Origin of the sequence: Streptomyces sp. NPDC042638 (genome assembly GCF_040647235.1) — a bacterium.
Classification (GTDB): Bacteria; Actinomycetota; Actinomycetes; order Streptomycetales; family Streptomycetaceae; genus Streptomyces; species Streptomyces rameus.
This window is the reverse complement of record NZ_JBEZBT010000017.1, coordinates 1-17541: the sequence shown is the minus strand read 5'-3', so window position 1 is coordinate 17541 and position 17541 is coordinate 1. Positions and strand designations below refer to the sequence as shown.

Annotated in this window: 14 protein-coding genes; 7 read left to right on the top strand and 7 right to left on the bottom strand. The window is 71.9% G+C overall.

The window, feature by feature from the left end; translation table 11 throughout:
* Positions 1-252: 252 nt before the first annotated feature.
* From AB0B40_RS16240 to AB0B40_RS16230, 3 genes are all read right to left on the bottom strand, one after another.
* Positions 253-2196 carry a S53 family peptidase gene (locus AB0B40_RS16240; protein WP_362264154.1) on the bottom strand — a complete coding sequence of 648 codons (1944 nt, stop codon included), beginning with the start codon at positions 2194-2196 and terminating at the stop codon, positions 253-255.
* 210 nt (positions 2197-2406) lie between these two features.
* A complete protein-coding gene (locus tag AB0B40_RS16235) occupies positions 2407-3039 on the bottom strand; it encodes a DUF305 domain-containing protein (protein WP_345046900.1) in 633 nt (210 codons plus the stop codon).
* On the bottom strand, positions 3036-3713 hold the full coding sequence (locus AB0B40_RS16230; protein ID WP_345046899.1) for a DUF3105 domain-containing protein: 678 nt from the start codon (positions 3711-3713) through the stop codon (positions 3036-3038). The genes AB0B40_RS16235 and AB0B40_RS16230 overlap by 4 nt, the downstream gene beginning before the upstream one ends.
* Positions 3714-4121: 408 nt before the next feature.
* Here AB0B40_RS16230 and AB0B40_RS16225 point away from each other — a divergent pair, with 408 nt between their 5' ends.
* Together AB0B40_RS16225 and AB0B40_RS16220 are read left to right on the top strand one after the other, a co-directional pair.
* The gene (locus AB0B40_RS16225; RefSeq protein WP_161287623.1) at positions 4122-5483 is read left to right on the top strand and encodes a glutamine synthetase family protein; all 1362 of its coding nucleotides are present in this window, start codon (positions 4122-4124) and stop codon (positions 5481-5483) included.
* Positions 5484-5688: 205 nt separating this feature from the next.
* On the top strand, positions 5689-7065 hold the full coding sequence (locus tag AB0B40_RS16220) for an MFS transporter (RefSeq protein WP_362264153.1): 1377 nt from the start codon (positions 5689-5691) through the stop codon (positions 7063-7065).
* 440 nt (positions 7066-7505) lie between these two features.
* Here AB0B40_RS16220 and AB0B40_RS16215 read toward each other — a convergent pair whose 3' ends face one another.
* The 4 genes from AB0B40_RS16215 to AB0B40_RS16200 form a co-directional block, all read right to left on the bottom strand.
* The gene (locus AB0B40_RS16215) at positions 7506-9866 is read right to left on the bottom strand and encodes an Orn/Lys/Arg decarboxylase N-terminal domain-containing protein (protein ID WP_362264152.1); all 2361 of its coding nucleotides are present in this window, start codon (positions 9864-9866) and stop codon (positions 7506-7508) included.
* A 142-nt stretch (positions 9867-10008) separates the two neighbouring features.
* A complete protein-coding gene (locus AB0B40_RS16210) occupies positions 10009-11028 on the bottom strand; it encodes a TolB-like translocation protein (RefSeq protein WP_345046894.1) in 1020 nt (339 codons plus the stop codon).
* Positions 11025-12278 (bottom strand): MFS transporter, encoded by a 1254-nt coding sequence (locus AB0B40_RS16205; protein WP_362264151.1) that lies wholly within the window; start codon positions 12276-12278, stop codon positions 11025-11027. Before AB0B40_RS16205 ends, AB0B40_RS16210 begins: the two co-directional genes overlap by 4 nt.
* A 1-nt stretch (position 12279) precedes the next feature.
* On the bottom strand, positions 12280-13167 hold the full coding sequence (locus AB0B40_RS16200) for an alkaline phosphatase family protein (RefSeq protein ID WP_345046891.1): 888 nt from the start codon (positions 13165-13167) through the stop codon (positions 12280-12282).
* 128 nt (positions 13168-13295) lie between these two features.
* Between AB0B40_RS16200 and AB0B40_RS16195 the strand changes: the two genes are divergently transcribed.
* The 5 genes from AB0B40_RS16195 (at position 13296) to AB0B40_RS16175 (ending at position 17487) form a co-directional block, all read left to right on the top strand.
* On the top strand, positions 13296-14126 hold the full coding sequence (locus tag AB0B40_RS16195; protein ID WP_362264150.1) for a DUF72 domain-containing protein: 831 nt from the start codon (positions 13296-13298) through the stop codon (positions 14124-14126).
* Positions 14127-14249: 123 nt separating this feature from the next.
* Complete coding sequence (locus tag AB0B40_RS16190) at positions 14250-14672, top strand: hypothetical protein (protein WP_345046889.1); 423 nt, start codon at positions 14250-14252, stop codon at positions 14670-14672.
* Between the two features lie 18 nt (positions 14673-14690).
* Complete coding sequence (locus tag AB0B40_RS16185; RefSeq protein ID WP_362264149.1) at positions 14691-15512, top strand: ATP-binding cassette domain-containing protein; 822 nt, start codon at positions 14691-14693, stop codon at positions 15510-15512.
* The gene (locus AB0B40_RS16180) at positions 15512-16813 is read left to right on the top strand and encodes a hypothetical protein (protein WP_362264148.1); all 1302 of its coding nucleotides are present in this window, start codon (positions 15512-15514) and stop codon (positions 16811-16813) included. Before AB0B40_RS16185 ends, AB0B40_RS16180 begins: the two co-directional genes overlap by 1 nt.
* 32 nt (positions 16814-16845) lie before the next feature.
* The gene (locus AB0B40_RS16175) at positions 16846-17487 is read left to right on the top strand and encodes a hypothetical protein (protein ID WP_362264147.1); all 642 of its coding nucleotides are present in this window, start codon (positions 16846-16848) and stop codon (positions 17485-17487) included.
* Positions 17488-17541 lie beyond the last annotated feature (54 nt).

Sequence of the window (17541 nt, the reverse complement as noted above, 5' to 3'; positions counted from 1 at the left end):
CGGACTTCAGCGCCCCGCTGTGCGGCGTCGACTCCCCCCTGAGTCGCCATAACCGTACGAGTGATCGAATGCGAAGATCAACTGCGGATTCCCTCATTCCTGCAAAGGTATCTTTCCCGTTTGCCGGTGATGTTTTTACCTTTCGGTATCGGCAGATGACGAGACCGTGAACGGAGAACAAAAAAGGAGAACAAAAAAAGAGGGCGTGGGGTATTGGGACCCCACGCCCTCTTCCGCTCAGCGGATCAGGTGTCAGTGCCGGCGGTACGACCGCACATACCTGTACCCGGGCGAGCCCAGGCCGGTCACGTCGTCATAGCCGCGCACGGCCGACAGGGAGCTGTCCTTGCCGAGGCTGCGGACGGAGTACAGCAGGCCGCCGGAGGCGTCGAGGCCGTTGGCGTAGTCCACCCGGGCCACCGCCAGGTCGGCGCCGGTCGGGTGGTCCGTGATGTCGTGGAAGACGCCGCGCTTGCCGTACTTCGAGTAGATCACCGGGTTGGCGAAGCCGAGGGACCGGCCACCGCGGGCCTCCTGGGCCAGCGCCTGGACCGCGGCGATCACCGGGGCGGCCAGCGACGTGCCGCCGATGCGGTACTCGCTGTACTGCTGGGAGCCGTCCGGGAAGGTCTGGGTCTGGCCGACCAGGAAGCCCGTGTTCGGGTCGGCGATGGCCGCGATGTCCGGGACGACGCGGTTGCCGGCGGCGTTGTTGGCGGTGGCCAGCGCCTTCGGCACGACGCCCTTCTGGTAGTACGGCTGCGGCACCGTCTTGCTCGTGCCACCGCCCGCACCCGAGGTGAACGCGCCGGGGAAGCCTTCCCAGCTCTTGCCGTCGGCCGACAGCGTGGCCTTCTCGGTGCCCCAGCCGGTCTCCCACTGGTACGCGTCACCCTTGCCGACGGCCAGCGAGGTACCGCCCACAGCGGTCGCCCACGCGGAGTTGGCCGGCGAGTCCACCTGCTTCGTACCGGAGTTGGCGAGTTCGTCGCCGTCGTCACCGGAGGAGAAGTAGAAGCCGATCCCCTCGACCGCCCCCAGCTGGAAGACCTGGTCGTAGGCGGCCGCGCGGTCCGGCGTCTGGCTGGCCTCGGTGTCGCCCCAGGAGTTGGAGACGATGTCGGCCAGGTGATGGTCGACGACCTTGTGGAGGGAGTCCAGAAGGTCGTCGTCGTAGCAGGACGCCGCGCCCACGTAGGTGACGTCGGCCTTCGGCGCCACCGCGTGCACGGCCTCGACGTCGAGGGTCTCCTCGCCGTACCACCCGGCGGCCCCGCACTCCTCGGTCCTGGTGTAGGTGTCCGGCAGCGCCTGGTGCAGCTGGCCGTTGCTCCAGGACGCGTCACCGTTCGTCTGCGCGTACTGGCTCGCGTCGGCGGCGATGGTCGGTGAGGCGTAGGCGTCCGTGATGGCGACGCGGACCCCCTGGCCGGTGTAGCGACCGGCGCCGTAGACGGAACGCAACTGCCGGCCGGTGTAGCCCTTGACCGCGTACGGCACCTTGTGGCCGTAGGCGTCCGGCAGCGTGCTCGCGACGTTGGAGCCGAAGTACGAGGAGAACGGCCCGGAGTTCTTGTACACCGCGTCGGGGGGCGGCAGTTCGTCGTCGTGACGCGCCTTGTGCGGGGCGTTGTCCAGGCCGGTGACGGTCAGGACGGCGCCCTTCAGGCCGGCCGGGACGGATACGGTCCGCGCGGGGGCGCGGTACGTCTTCGAGCCCTTGGCGAAGTTGTGCAGCTGGGTGCCGAACGCCTTCTCGGCGGCGGCCACGTCACCGGAGACGGCGACGTAGTGCGGGGTGACCGCGGTGACGGTCAGACCGGCCGACGTCAGCCAGGACTTGACGGCGGCCACCTGGGCCCGGGTGGCCCCGAAGCGGGCCTGCGCCTGTCCGGCGCTCAGGTACTTGCCGTACAGCGGCGACTCGGGGTCGGACACCGCCCTGGCGTAGGCGGCGAGCCCGGCCCGGTCCCGTCCGGCCAGATAGACGCGGGCGCTGACCCGGGTGCTGTCGGAGGTGGCGCCCTTGTCCGCCGTGGCCGTGGCCCAGAGCGGCTTGCTGCCCTTCAGTACGTCACGGGCGGGGCTGTCCGCAGCGTGTGCCGCGGGTATGCCCAGCGCCAGCGCGCCGGCGATCATGGGCAGTGTCGCTGCCATGCTCACACCGGCGCGCACGGTGGCGCGGTTGGATCTCATAGAACCCCCTGCGATGCGGTTCGCATGCATGTAGTGGCTGGTATGCCATGCGATCTGCGCGCAGGCCCGCGGCGGTTCGGCCGACGAATGGATCACACGACGGAGGCCACTCTGTCGATGAACCGTTCATGCCAGGGGAACGCGGAAGTCAAGAGAAGCTCAAGGAGCCGTCACTTGAGGGTGTTCGGGGCCTTTGTGCTGGTGGTGCCGTTACGAACCGGGTTGCGCTCCCCGCTCCTTGAGCATCCCGGCCATCAGCTCGATCTCCGACCGCTGCGAGTCCACCATCCCCTGCGCGAGCCGCTTCTCCACGTCGACGATGCACTTGGCGACGCACCCCTCGGCCATGTGGACACCGCCCTGGTGATGAGCCGTCATCAACCGCAGATAGAGGATCTCCGCCGGTTTGCCGCTCAGCGACCGGAGCCTGTTCAGCTGGGTGTCGGTCGCCATGCCCGGCATCAGCGCGCCGTCCTCGCCGGAGGCCATGTCACCCATGCCCATCCAGGTCATCGGCGGGTCGGCGGACACCTTCGGCAGGTCCCACAGGTCCAGCCAGCCCAGCATCATGCCGCGCTGGTTGGCCTGCGTCTGCGCGATGTCGTACGCGAGCCGCCGCACCTCCTCATTCTTCGTGCGGTCCCGCACGATGTACGACATCTCGACGGCCTGTTGGTGGTGGACGGACATGTCCCGCGCGAAGCCGGCGTCGGCCGACTCCGCGCTCGGCGCCTGCGTGTCCGGTCCGCCGGACTCCTCGGCGACCGCGTAGGTGATCGCGCCGGCGGCGACCAGCACCGCCGCCGCCGTACCGGCGACCCAGCCGACGTACCCCCGGCTCACTTCATGACCCCGCCGGTGCACGAGGCGCCCGGCTCGGGCGTCTGCCGGCCCTGCACGTAGGTGGCGAAGAACTTGTCCACCTCCGGGTCCTTCGCGCTCTTCACCGCCACCTGGTGGCCCCAGGCCGACAGGATCAGCGGGGCGTCCTGGTTCTCGTACGGGCTCATCAGCGAGTACGGCGTCTTCTTCACCTTCGCCGCGAGCGCGTCGACGTCGGCCTTCTGCGCCTTGCCGGTGTACGTCACCCAGACCGCGCCGTGCTCCAGCGAGTGCACGGCGTTCTCCTCCGGCACCGGCTCGGTGTAGACGTCGCCGTTGCAGTTGAGCCAGACCGGATTGTGGTTGCCGCCGACCGGCGGGTGCATCGGGTACGACACCTTGGTCGTCACGTGCGTCCGGGACAGCTTGCCCGACCAGGTCTTCACCCCGTCCTTGCCGGTGGTGAAACCGCCGGAGTCCCCGGAGCCCTTGCCGTCGCCGCTCGCGGTCGTGTCCTTCGTGTCCGACTGGGAGTTCACCAGGACCACGCCGCCGACGGCGAGACCGGCGACGGCCACCACGGCGGCGGCGATGACGAGGATCCGGTTACGGCGTTCCTTGGCGCGCTCGGCGCGCCGCATCTCCTCTATGCGCGCCTTGCGCGCCGCGGTGCTGCTGTTGTTGCCGGAACCCATGAGGTGTCCTTCTGGGGAAAGGGACGTGGACGTGGTAGGTGGGGCCAGCTGATCGTAGTGGGGGAGGGCGGCGCTTCCGTAGGCAGGCGCGGGAACCGGTGGGATTCCGCCCGGGGCGACCCCGGCCGGAACGACCGGCTCCGGCGCGCCACGACGGGAACGCACGTTCGAACGTCTGGGGCTGTGGACGCGATCGCGCCCGCCCATGACGGATGCCAGTGCGAGCAGGCAAGATGGGCGAGAGCGCGGTACATCTGCCGTACGAGAGGCGTTCAGCACCAGGACGCTCGGGCGATCAAGGTCCGCAACGCGCGTGAAATGGTGTTGTGGTGGGATGCTCAGGTGCCCGACCGCCTCCCGTGGTGCGGGGGACAGGCGGCCTGACCAGCAAGGATGGGGAAGCGGAAGATGGACAAGCAGCAGGAGTTCGTGCTCCGGACCTTGGAGGAGCGTGACATCCGGTTCGTACGCCTGTGGTTCACGGACGTGCTGGGCTTCCTGAAGTCCGTCGCCGTGGCCCCCGCCGAACTGGAGCAGGCCTTCGACGAGGGCATCGGCTTCGACGGTTCGGCCATCGAGGGTTTCGCCCGGGTCTACGAGTCCGACATGATCGCGAAGCCGGACCCGTCCACCTTCCAGGTCCTGCCGTGGCGCGCGGAGACCCCCGGCACCGCCCGCATGTTCTGCGACATCCTCATGCCGGACGGCTCCCCCTCCTTCGCCGACCCGCGCTATGTCCTCAAGCGTGCCCTCGCCCGCACCTCCGACCTGGGCTTCACCTTCTACACCCACCCGGAGATCGAGTTCTTCCTGCTGAAGGACCGCCCGCTGGACGGCACCCGCCCCACCCCCGCCGACAACTCGGGCTACTTCGACCACACCCCCACCAACGTCGGCATGGACTTCCGCCGCCAGGCGATCACCATGCTGGAGTCGATGGGCATCTCGGTGGAGTTCTCCCACCACGAGGGCGCCCCCGGCCAGCAGGAGATCGACCTGCGGTACGCCGACGCGCTCTCCACGGCCGACAACATCATGACCTTCCGCCTGGTCATGAAGCAGGTGGCGCTGGAGCAGGGCGTCCAGGCGACGTTCATGCCGAAGCCCTTCTCCGAGCACCCCGGCTCCGGCATGCACACCCACCTGTCCCTCTTCGAGGGCGACCGCAACGCCTTCTACGAGTCCGGCGCCGAGTACCAGCTCTCCAAGGTCGGCCGCTCCTTCATCGCCGGCCTGCTCAAGCACGCCGCCGAGATCTCCGCGGTCACCAACCAGTGGGTGAACTCCTACAAGCGCATCTGGGGCGGCTCCGAGCGCACGGCGGGCGCGGGCGGTGAGGCCCCCTCGTACATCTGCTGGGGTCACAACAACCGCAGCGCCCTGGTCCGCGTCCCGATGTACAAGCCCGGCAAGACGGGCTCCGCGCGCGTGGAGGTCCGCTCCCTGGACTCCGGCGCCAACCCGTACCTCGCCTACGCCCTGCTGCTGGCGGCCGGCCTCAAGGGCATCGAGGAGGGTTACGAACTCCCGCCGGGCGCCGAGGACGACGTCTGGGCCCTCTCCGACGCCGAGCGCCGCGCGATGGGCATCGAGCCCCTCCCGCAGAACCTCGGCGAGGCCCTGTCCCTCATGGAACGCAGCGACCTGGTCGCCGAAACCCTCGGCGAGCACGTCTTCGACTTCTTCCTGCGCAACAAGCGCGCCGAATGGCACGAGTACCGCTCGGAGGTCACGGCGTTCGAACTGCGGAAGAACCTGCCGGTGCTGTAGGGGCAGGTCAGGGCTGGTTTCCACCTGACCCGACGGATGGGGGCGACGGTCGCGGACCGTCGCCCCCACTGCTCTCGCCATCGCGCTGGGGGTGGCCGACTGGCACGACGGAGGACCGGCCGCGGAAGCGGCTGCGCGGGCCGACATGCGGGTGCTGCGGGTGGCAGATCGCCGATTCGCCGTTCGCCGCCCGTAGCATGCGCTCGTGGCACCGCTGCTGGCCGTGTGCGCCGGATACTTCATGGTCATCCTGGACGTCACGATCATCAATGTCGCCGTGCCCGTGGTGGGCCGGGAGCTGGCGGCCTCGCTCACCGGCATCCAGTGGATCACCGACGGCTACACCCTGGTCCTCGCCGGGTTCCTGATGACGGGCGGCGCGCTGGGCGACCGGCTGGGCAACCGGCGCGTCTTCTGCTCCGGCGTGGTCGTGTTCACGCTCTCCTCGGCCGCCTGCGCGCTCGCGCCGAGCGCCGTCTTCCTCGTCGTGGCCCGGCTGGTGGAAGGACTCGGCGCGGCGCTGATCGTGCCCGGCTCGCTCGCCCTGCTCCAGGAGTCGTACCCGGAGCGGTCGGCACGCTCGCGCGCCTTCGGGTTGTGGGGGGCGATGGCGGGCGTCGCGGCATCCGCCGGGCCGCTGCTGGGCGGGCTGCTGGTGTCCACGGTGGGCTGGCGGTGGGTCTTCCTCATCAACGTGCCCGTCGGCGTGGCCTGCCTGCTCCTGACGACGCGGTATGTCGCTCCCTCACCGCGGCACGCCGACCGGGCCCTGGACCGGCCGGCGCAGTGTGCCGTGGTGGCGGCGGTGACCCTGCAGACCGCCGCGCTGAACGAGGCCGGCCGGCGCGGCTGGTCCGATCCGGCCGTGCTCGGCGGACTGGGGCTGGCCGCGCTCGCCGTGGTGGCGTTCCTGGTGCGCGAGCGGCTCGCCCGGTCGCCCGCCCTGCCCCTGCGGCTGCTGCGCTCGCGCACGCTGGGCGGAGCGGCCCTCGTCGGCCTGCTGTTCAACTTCGGCTTCTACGGCATGGTGTTCACGGCCAGCCTCGACTTCCAGCACCAGCGCGGCTTCAGCGCCCTGCGGACGGGGCTGGCGCTGTTCCCGGCGGTGGCGATGACCATGTTCGCCTCCGTGCTGTCCGGCCGGCTCGCCCGCCGCACCGGTGACCGTCCGCTGGTGATCTCCGGCATGCTCCTGGGCGCCCTCGGCCTCGGCGGCTGGGCCGCGGCGGGAACCGATCCGGCCTACCCGCTGCTGGTGGCCCCGATGATGGCCGCCGGGTTCGGCACGTCCTTCGCCCTGACCGGCTCGACCGCCACCGTGATGGGCGCCGTACCCCCGGCGTACGCGGGGCGGGCCTCGGCGCTGTTCAACACCACCCGCCAGATCGGCAGCGCCACCGGCGTGGCACTCGGCGGCAGCCTGCTGGCCACCAGCTCCGGCTACGGGGCCGGAGTCCGCACCAGCATGGCCGTAGGCGCCCTCGCCTACCTGACCGCGGCGGCCCTCGCGTGGCTGTGCGTCCCGCCCGGGCCGGGGCGGGGGCGGGGGGTGCCGAGCGCCGATGACGCCGACCACCGATGACGCCGACCCCGGCCCCGGTCCTCGGGGGGCCTGGCCCCGGTCCTTGGCGGTTTGCGGCTCCGGTCCTCGGGGGGCCCGGCTCCGGTCCTTGGCGGTTTGCGGCTCCGGGCCTCGGCGGCCTGCGGCTCGGGTCCTTGGCGGGCCCCGCTCCGGGCCTCGGCGGTTTGCGGCTCCGGTCCTCGGCGGGCCCGGCCCCGGTCCTTGGCGGCCTGCGGCTCCGGTCCTCGGGGGCCCGGTCCCGGTCCTCGGCGGCCTGCGGCTCCGGTCCTCGGGGGCCCGGTCCCGGTCCTCGGGGGCCCGGCCCCGGTCCTTGGCGGCCTGCGGCCCCGGGCCTCGGCAGGCCCCCGCCCCGGCCCTCGGCGGCCTGCGGCCCCGGTCCTCGGCAGGCCCCGCCCCGGGCCCCCGCGGCCCACGCCCAGACCCCCCGGGCGCCCGGCAGGTCAGCCGTTCAGGCACTCGATCTCGTAGTCCCCGGTGTCCTCGTCGATCGTGACGCCGTGGGTCTCGCTGCGGAAGCCGGGGAAGCGGCGGTCGAACGTCTCCAGGGCGGTCAGGTAGCGCAGGAGGGGGCCGTCGGGGGTGCCGGTGGACTCGCCCGGCATCAGGACCGGGATGCCGGGCGGGGTGACCGTCACCATCGCCGCCGCCACCCGGTCCGCCGCGTCGGCGATGCGGACCCGTTCCGTGCCGCCCCGCACCAGCCGCTGGTAGCAGTGCTGCGGCGGGAAGACCGGTTCCGGAAGCTGCTGGAAGGCCGTGTCCAGCAGCTCCACCAGACGCGCCGAACGCAGCTGGTCGTGCATCTGCCGGCACAGTTCGCGCAGGGTCAGGCCGGCGTAGCGGCGCGGGTGCGCGGCCACCGCCCCGGGCAGGACCCGTGCGAGCGGGGCGTCCCCGTCGTACAGGGCCTTGAAGTCCATCAGGGCGTCCAGCAGCGTGCCCCACTTGCCCTTGGTGATGCCCATGGAGAACAGGATCAGCGTGGTGTAGCTGTCCGTCTTCTCGACGACGATGTCGCGGGTGGCCAGGTACGCCGCCAGCACGCGTGCCGGGATGCCCTCCTCGGCCATCTCCCCGGTGGCGGTGATGCCGGGGCAGGTCAGCGTGACCTTGACCGGGTCCAGCATGCAGTGGCCCTCGGTCAGCCCGGGGAAGCCGTGCCAGGCCGCGTCCGGCTCCAGCAGCCAGCAGGACTGCTCCGTGCCGAGCAGCCGTGCCGGGGCCTCCTCGAAGGGCAGGCGCTCGCCCGTGGCCGGGTCGGTGACCTCCGGCGGCTGCCAGACGCCGAAGAACCACGGCGGCCGGTCCCCGGCGCTCGCCACCCGCCGCCCCAGCCGCACCATCTCCTGGCGGAAGCGGATCGCCTCGGTCACCGCCTCGTCCAGCAGCCACTCGCCCTGCGGCCCGTCCATCATCGCCGTCGCCACGTCCAGCGAGGCGATCATCGGGTACAGAGGGGAGGTGGTGCCGTGCATCATCAGGGCCTCGTTGAACCGGTCGTGCTCGACCGGCGCCCGCGGCGCGGGCCGCACGTGCACCATCGCCGACTGCGACAGCGCGGCCAGCAGCTTGTGCGTGGACTGGGTCGCGAACACCGTCGGCCGGTCCGGGCCGGGGAAGGCCGCCGCGTCCACGGACATGCCGTACCGGCCCGCGTAGAGCGGATGGAAGCGGGCGTAGGCGAACCACGCCTCGTCGAAGTGCACCCTCGGTGTGCTGGCCGCGAGCGCACGCGCGGTCGGTACGGCGTCGTAACTGAGGCCGTCGTAGGTGGAGTTGGTGAACACCGCGTACTGGGGGCCGGGCGCCACGGCGTCCTCGGCGAGCGGGTGCGCGGCGATCCGGGCCGCGATCGACTCCGCCGCCAGCTCCGCCGCGGGCAGCGGCCCGGCGAGACCGTAGCCGTTACGGGTGGGGATGAGGTAGACGGGCCGGGCACCGGAGACCACCAGCCCGTGCAGCACCGACTTGTGGCAGTTGCGGTCCACCAGCGCCAGTTCGTCACGGGTGACGCTGAAGTGGCCCACCAGGCGGTTGCAGGTGGAGTCGCCGTGCAGCACGAAGTAGGTGAGGTCGGCGCCGAAGACCCGGGCCGCGTTGCGCTCAGCCTCGCCGATGGGACCGGTGTGCTCGAACAGCGAGCCCAGTTCCTCCACCGAGATCGACAGGTCGGAGCGCAGCAGCCGCTCACCGAAGTAGTCGTGGAAGGCCCGTCCGGCGGGCGACTTGAGGAAGGCGACACCGCCGGAGTGGGCGGGGGTGTGCCAGGAGTACTCGTGGGTGTCGTCGAAGCGGCGCAGCGCGCGGAAGAACGGCGGCAGCACGTCCTCCCGGTAGCCGCGGGCGGCGCTGGTGATCCGGCCCGCGATGAACCCCGGGGTGTCCTCCAGCGGCCACACGTATCCGACGACCGTCTCCGACACCCACAGCGGCAGCTCCCGTACGCCCTCCTCGGGCATGATCAGGAACACCGGCAGGTCCCGGAAGCGCCGGCCGATCCGGCGCAGTACGGCGGCCCCGCCCGGGGTCTGCCCGACGGTGCCCGATGGCGGGGCGAGCGCGGCCCCGGGGCCGTCACCGCCGCGCCGCGCGGCGCCTCCGGGCAGGTCCCAGGCGACCAGGGCCGCCGTCAGGCCCGCCTCGGTCCGCAGCACGGCGTCGGCGTCCTCGGCGGTGACCGCCCAGCGCACCTCGAAGCCGTCCGCCTCCACCGCGTCCCGGATCTTGCGCAGCTGCTCCGCCCCGGCGCCCTCGGCGCGCGGATGCTGCGGTACCGCGACCAGGATCCTGCTGTCGGCCATCCTCGCCCGTCCCTCTCCCGGCAACCCCCCGGCCGCCGCCCCGAAAAAGTCTCCGGGGCGGCCGCCGGGCCGCCGGGCGGGGCGTGCCGCAAACCACCGTGACGACGGAAATCCCCGGCCGCCGGGTTGACGCGGGAGGCGGTCAGCCGAGGTACGCCGGCGACACGGCGGCCGGGCTGATGCGCCGCGGCCCGCCCGAGCCGTCCGCCGGGACCTCGTACAGGTCGGCGCCGTAGTCGCCGGGCAGCGCGTAGACGACCGTACGCGCGTCCCGCCACACCGCCTGGTCGTCCACGCTGCGCGGCTCGGCCAGCGGGGTCTCCCGCATCGTCCGCAGGTCCAGCACGTACAGGTGCCAGGGAGCGTCCTTCGGCAGGCCCTCGACCCGCTTCTTGTACGCGATCCGGGTGCCGTCGGGAGACAGGGACGGGCACTCGACGTTCTCGTGGACGGTGGTGACGGTACGGGTCCGCAGGTCACCGCGGACCAGATAGGTGTGCCCCTCGGTCGCCAGGGTCGCGTAGAAGGTGCGGTCGTCCGCCGCGAACGTCACGCCCCAGAAGTTGACGTCCGCCGCCCGGTACGGGTGTCCGTCCCTGACGATGTGGAAGGTCTCCAGGGAAGGGATCAGTTTTCCGCTGCGGGTGTCCACGACGGTCGCGCGCGTGGAGAAGTTCGTACCGGCGTACGAGTCACCGCCGACGAACGCCGTCCAGGCGGCGAGGTGTCCGGTGGGGGAGACCCGCGCCCGGGACGGGATGCCCGGCACGTCGTAACGGTCCACGGTGTGCAGGCGCGCGTCCAGGATCAGCGCGCGGTAGGTGTCCGAGACCGGCCCGTGCACGGCCTGCAGGCACACCCCGGTGCCGGAAGCGGCGTAGAACCGCAGGCACTTGACGCCGGAGGCGGTGCGCGGCGCGGCCGGGTCGCCGGCCGGGACGCTCGTCAGCTCGTCGCGGTGCGGTCCCCAGGCCATGTTCCGGAACACCAGGCGTCCGGGCCTGTCCAGCGTCACCGCGCCGGGGGTGACCCGGGGGCCGCCCGCCTGCGCGTGGTCGCGGCGGTCCGCCCGCGCGGAGGCGTGCAGCACCGACGCCAGTCCGACCGCCGCCAGCACGGCGACGGCCGCGACCAGGATCAGGATCCGGTTGCGTACGGTCATGCGGGCACCGTCCCCTTCGGCCGCAGGGTGAGGGAGAAGGCGGCGCACGCGGCCAGTGCCGCCACCGCCCCCGCCAGGGCCGCCCGGTCGCCCCACACCGCCCAGGCCGCCCCGAACAGCAGCGAGCAGGCGAACCGGGTCAGCGCCTGCCCGGTCTGTACGACGGCCAGCCCGGACGAGCGCAGCGCCTCCGGCACGCTGTCCGAGGCCGCCGCCATCAGCACCCCGTCGGTCGCCGCGTAGAAGGTGCCGTGCAGGGCGAGCACCAGGTACGGCAGCCCCGCGCCGTGCCAGGAGGTCAGCAGCGCGAGGTAGGCGAGGAGCAGGGCGCCGTGGCCGGCCAGGAACACCGTCCACCGGCCCACCCGGTCCGCGAGCCGGCCGAGCGGCACCGCCAGCAGCAGGAAGGCGGCGGCCGTACCCAGGGGCAGCAGCGCGAACCAGCGGTCGGGGACGCCGAGGCGGCGCTGGAGCAGCAGGTAGACGAAGGAGTCGCTGACCGTGGCGAGGCCCAGCAGCAGCGCGCAGACGGTGATCCGGCGCAGGTCGCGGCCGCGCAGCAGCCCCACCGCGGCCCGCAGGGTCGGCCGCGTCGTCACCGCCGCCGTACCGCGCCCGCCCGGCACGAAGAGCACGAGCACCAGCACGCCCAGCACGGCCACGCAGAAGCTCACGGTGAACACCGCGTCGTACCCGTCCACGGTGGCCCGCAGGATCAGGAACGCCGCCAGCGGCCCGAGCAGGGCCCCGGCCGTGTCCATCGCCCGGTGCACCCCGAAGGCGCGACCGCGTGTCTCCGGCGTGCTGGACAGGGAGATCAGCGCGTCGCGTGGTGCCGTCCGCAGCCCCTTGCCGGTGCGGTCGGCGGCGAGCACGAACCCGATCGGGGTGAGCGAATGCGCCATCAGCAGCAGCGGCTTGCACACGGCCGAGATGCCGTACCCCAGGCCGGCGACCCACTTGTGCCGCCCGCCGCCCCGGTCGGCGAGGTGCCCGCCGGCGAGGCGTACGACGGCCGAGAACCCGTTGTAGATGCCGTCCAGCAGTCCGAAGCCCAGCGGGGACAGGCCGAGCCCGGTCACCAGGTACAGCGGCAGCACCGCCGTCACCATCTCCGACGACACGTCGGTGACCAGGCTCACCGTCCCCAGCGCGAGCACGGTCGGCGCGACCGCGGCACGGCGCCGCCCGGCGTGCGGCCGGGCGGCGCCATGAGCGGACGTACTGGAGCGGCTGTCCGCTACGTACACGTCAGGACGCCCAGATGCCGGTGATGTCCTTGGCGGAGGCCGCGTTGCCCGCGTGCGCGGTCAGGCCCTGGGTGTCCTCCAGGGTGCGCAGCAGGTCGTAGTGGTTGTACGTGGTGGAGGAGCTGGCACCGGCGGTCACGGGCTGCCCGTAGAACACGGTGGGGATCTTGTTCCCGCTCAGCCGGTTGTCCTCGTCGAAGGTGACGACGAGCAGGCTGTTGTGGGTCTTGGCCCAGGTCGCGTAGGCGCCCAGGTTGTTCTTCAGCCAGGTGTCACCGCTGGACACCGAGCAGTCGTGCATGTCGCTGCACAGGTTCGGCACGACGAACGACAGCTGGGGCAGGGCCGAGTAGTCGGCCGGGAACTGCGCGAAGGTCTTGGCGCTCGACGTCGGCACGTTGCTGAACCCGAACCAGGGGTTGTGCTTGCGCGCGTAGTTGCCGCTGCTGCACGTCGTCGAGCCCTGGCTCGGCAGGGTCTCGTTGTAGCTGGCCCAGCTGCGGCCCGCGGCGATCTGCTCGGACGCGAGGTTGGGCGCCGAGGAGAAGCCCGGGGTGTAGCAGCTGTCGTCGGTGATGCCCTGCGTCGAACCGGAGAACATCGCGAAGTAGTTGGGCTGGCTCGGGTGGGTCTCGGCGTACGACTGGGTCAGATTGGCGCCCCCGGTCTTCAGCGAGTTGATGTACGGCGCGCTGGAGGACCCGATGACCTGGCTGTACGCATGGTTCTCGAAGACCACGACGACCACGTGGTCCGGGCTGGGGACGGCGCCCGCGGCGTGCGCGGACTGCTCGCCGAGCCCGGTCCACAGCCCGACCGCGGCCGCGGCGAGGGCCGCCGCGGACGCCACGACGGTACGGGCACGGCGGTACACGGAACTGCCGGACACATCAACCTCCGGGGTAAGGATGGACGGCTGGCGGTGCGGACAGAGCATGCACACGCCAATATTCCCTCCGCCCAAGCCGGCCAACCTCACAGGTGAAGACCGGATGAACGACGGGTACCCCCACTGCCATGGCGGACATCCTCATCGGCACCTGCGGTTGGACCGACCCGGCACTGCTGCGCAGCGGCTGGTACCCACCCGGCAACCGGGACCCCGAGAAACGCCTGCGCCACTACGCGACCAGGTTCTCCCTGGCGGAAGCCGACTCCCCGTACTACGCCCTCCCGAGCAGCCGCACCACCACCCTCTGGGCGGAGCGCACACCCCCCGGCTTCCGCTTCGACGTCAAGGCGTTCTCCCTCCTCACCGGCCATCCCACCCGCCCCACCGCACTCCCCCCGGACCTCCGCGACCACCCCCGGGACGAGGCCCTGCGCAGCGAGATCTGGACCCGCTACGCCGAAGCGCTGACCCCCCTGCGCGACACCGGCCGCCTGGGCACCCTCCTCTTCCAGTACCCGCCCTCCCTCACCCCCGGCCCGCAAGCCGAGTCCTTCATCCGCACCGCCCGCGAACGCGCCCGCGACTGGCCCTTCGCCGTGGAGTTCCGCAATCCCGCCTGGTGGGAGAGCGACCGTACGGCGTCCTTCCTCAGGGACCTGGACGCCACGGCCGTCGCCACGGACACCTGCGAGGGCCCGCAGCAGACCCCCGTCACCACCCCTCACCTGGCCATGGTCCGCTTCCACGGCCGCAGCCCGCACTGGCTGACGGGGACCAAGGAGGACCGCTTCCGGCACACCTACACCGAGCGGGAACTCACCGAGTGGCTGCCCCGCGTCCGGCCCCTGGCCGAGCGGGCCAAGGAAGTCCACCTGCTCTTCAACAACTGCTGCGGAGACGCGGCGGTCAGGGCGGCGGAGACGATGACCGACCTGCTGGCTCAGGCGCATCTTTAGCGCATCTGCAACCATCACGCAGTAAAGGTGATCATTGACATACTCGAACTAATTGGCGAGCGATCCCACAGGTCTTCCCCTACGGTGTTCATCGACCAAGTAAGCCTGTTCTCAGGGGGATTCATGCGTAAGAGCCTTACGGGGAAGCGCAAGCTCGCGGTCGTGGGGACGCTGACCGCCGTCGCCATCGGCGTGCCCGCGGTGACCGCGGTCGCGGCCGAGATCAACACCAGTAGGCTTCCGTTCTCGATCGCCACCGCGGGCAGCGCGGAGGACGGCGACCGCTGGAAGGGCAGCGGCAGCGGTCACGCCAAGCCGTGCGGCGATGTCCCGGTGAACGACACCAGGACCTTCAGCGTCTACATCTACCAGGACAAGAGCCTGCGTCCCGACCCGCAGATCGCCAGCACGTCCCGCAGCTACAAGCAGGCATACGGCTGCGGCTCGTACAAGGGCACGAGCACCGGCGGCAAGTACTACACCAAGGCCAGCTGGGCCGGTATTCCCGGCAGCCGGGCCTATGGTTACGCCAGCGCCGAAAACTGATCCGGACTCAGGAACCACGTGACCACTCACCACAGCACCGCCGCGACCGGCTCCCAGCCGGTCGCGGCGGTCGCGGGCGTCACCGTGCGGTACGGAACGACGATCGCCCTCGACGATGTCTCCCTCGCCTTCCCCCCAGGGGTCACCGGTCTGCTCGGCCCCAACGGAGCGGGGAAGAGCACGTTGCTGTCGCTGCTGAGCACGGCTCGCACACCCAGGTCCGGGACCGTCACTGTCCTGGGGGAGCAGGCGACGGGACGGGCCCGCGTGCAACGGCTCAGGCAGCGGACCGGAGTGCTCCCGCAGTCCTTCGGCTTCTACCCGCGCTTCACCGTCCTCGAGTTCACCGAGTACGCGGCATGGCTGCGCAAGGTCCCGGCCGCCCGGCGACGGCAACGGGCCGTCGAGGCCCTCCGCCTGGTGCAGATGGACCAGCACGCCGGCCGCAGGATGGGTGCGCTGTCCGGCGGCATGCTGCGCCGCGTCGGCATCGCCCAGGCCATGGTGAACGAACCCTCCCTGGTCCTCCTCGACGAGCCGACGGTCGGACTCGACCCGGCCCAGCGGGTCGGCTTCCGCAGCCTGATCAGGGAGTTGGGCGACCGCTGCGCCGTCGTCATGAGCACCCACCTCGCCGAGGACGTCGCGCACGTGTGCGACCGGGTCGCCGTCCTGCTCGACGGCACGGTCCGCTTCACCGGTACGGTCGCCGAACTGTGCGCCCTGCCGGCCCGCGACGCGTCCCCCGAGGACCCCGGCGCCGGGGACACGGAAGTCGACGGTACGGCCGTGGAAGCCGGCTACCTGCACCTGGCCGGCACGGAAGCGGCGGCGATCTGATGCGCATCCTGCTGACCGAGATGCGGCGGGGCGAGGCCAAGTGGGCCGGCGCCCTCATGGGAGCCGTCGGCGTCTACTACTTCACGAACGAGAGCCCCGGCGACAGCGACTGGATCGGCTGGTGGACCCAGACCAGCCTCCAGGTCCAGCTCTTCTCGGTGATCGTCATGGGCTCGGTGATGAGCTCGGCGGGCGCCTGGGGAGCGGGCCGCGCCTTCCGCCACCGCACCCGCTCCTGGGCCGACACCGCCGCCCGGGGCGGATGGTCACAGGCGCTGCTGCTGTGGCTCGCGGCATGGCTGTGGGCCCTGATCGCCTATGTCCTGTTCATCGTCATCGCCTTCTCGCGCACGGCGGCGGTCAGCGACGTCACCGAACCCGCGTGGACACCGCTGCTGCTCGGCGCGAGCATGATGGGCCTGCAGATCGCCCTCGGGGTCGCCATCGGCTCGGCGCTCCCGTCGCGGGTGATCGCGCCCTTCGCCGGAATCCTCTGGTACGGCCTCTTCGTCGTCGTCGCGTTCGTGCCCGGCACCGCCCTCGACAAGCTGTTCCCGGCCATCGACGAGTTCTGGAGCTCGGAGTTCGAGCCGAACACCACCCGCATGCTCACCGCGGTCGCCTGGTGCCTCCCCCTCGGCCTGCTGCTGCTCGCGCTGCCCGCGCTGCGACGCCGCGCGGCCCTCACACCGCGGCCCGTGGCCCTGGGGGCGCTCACCCTCGTCGCCTTGGTCGCCGGCGGCACCCTCGTGGCGTTCCGCACCCCCGTACCCGACTCGTACTGGGCGGTCCGCAAGGCGCAGCCCGCGCACCCGCTGTGCGCCGGCAGCGGTGGCACCACGTTGTGCCTGTGGCCCGAGGACCGCCACCTCCTGCCGCAGGCGCGCGCCGCGGTGCGGACCGTGGACTCCCGGCTCGGCTCGCTGGGCGGGTTCAACCGCCGCTTCTACGCCGACGGCCTGAAGCGTCCGGCGGGCGACACCGCCGCACTGTCCGTGATGTCACCGGCCGAGAGCCAGGCCGACCTGACCGCCGCCATGTTCGCCGCGGCGCTGCCCCAGCCCACGTCGCCGGACTGCTCGCCCCACATCCTCCAGGAGACCGGCGGCTACCCCGACACCTTCCTCTTCGAGGCCGTCGTACGCGACCGCGTCGGTGCGCCCGGCGACTACTTCGGCGAGAAGTTCGGCCGCGCCCTCACCCGGGTCACCAGCGCCCCGCGTGCCGCGCAGGACGCCTGGATCGAGCAGGCGGCCCAGCGGATCCGCTCCTGCGAGCCCGTCCCCCCGCTTCCGCGGTGAACCCCGCGGCCGATCCTGTGGAGTCACCTCGCATGAGCGCGGTACGCAGTCCCCGGTACAGCGCCGTCGTCGCCTTCCTGCGCTGCCGCGGCCTGCCCAGGGCCGCCGGGCCGGCCCTGCTCGTCGCCCTGGCGGCCACCGCGTTCGCCGGGCAGCGCGTGGCCCTGCCGCAGTTCCGGTACCTGGTCGACTTCAGCGTCCCGGTGGCCGAGGTCGTCCCGCTCGCCTACGCCGTGATCCTGGCCACCACACTCTTCTCACCCATGGCCGACCTGGAGCGGACGTCCGCCCAGCCGATGCGGCGCCACCGGGCCGTGTACCTGGGGGGACTGCTCGTCCTGGCGCTGGCCCTGAGCGCGCTTCCGCTGCTCGCCGGCGCCACGCGGGAGGTGACCGTCGCGGCCGCCCGCAACGTCGTCGGCTACCTCGGCCTCGCCATGATCAGCGCCCGCCTGTTCGGCAGCGGCCTCGCCTGGCTGCTGCCACTGGGCATGTTCGGGCCGACGCTGCTCATCGGCGTGCGCAGCGACAACACCCCGCAGCCCTGGGCCTGGTCCCTGCACCCCGCTTCCGCCACCTCGGCCGCCGTCCTGGCCGTGGCACTCTGGCTGGCCGGCGCGTGCGCGGCAGCGACCGGCCACCCTCGCCAGACGGAACGGGCCGAGCAGAACTAGGGCCTGTCTGACAATTCCCGTCTGCCTCGCGACGCCATGCACGCACTCTCGCCG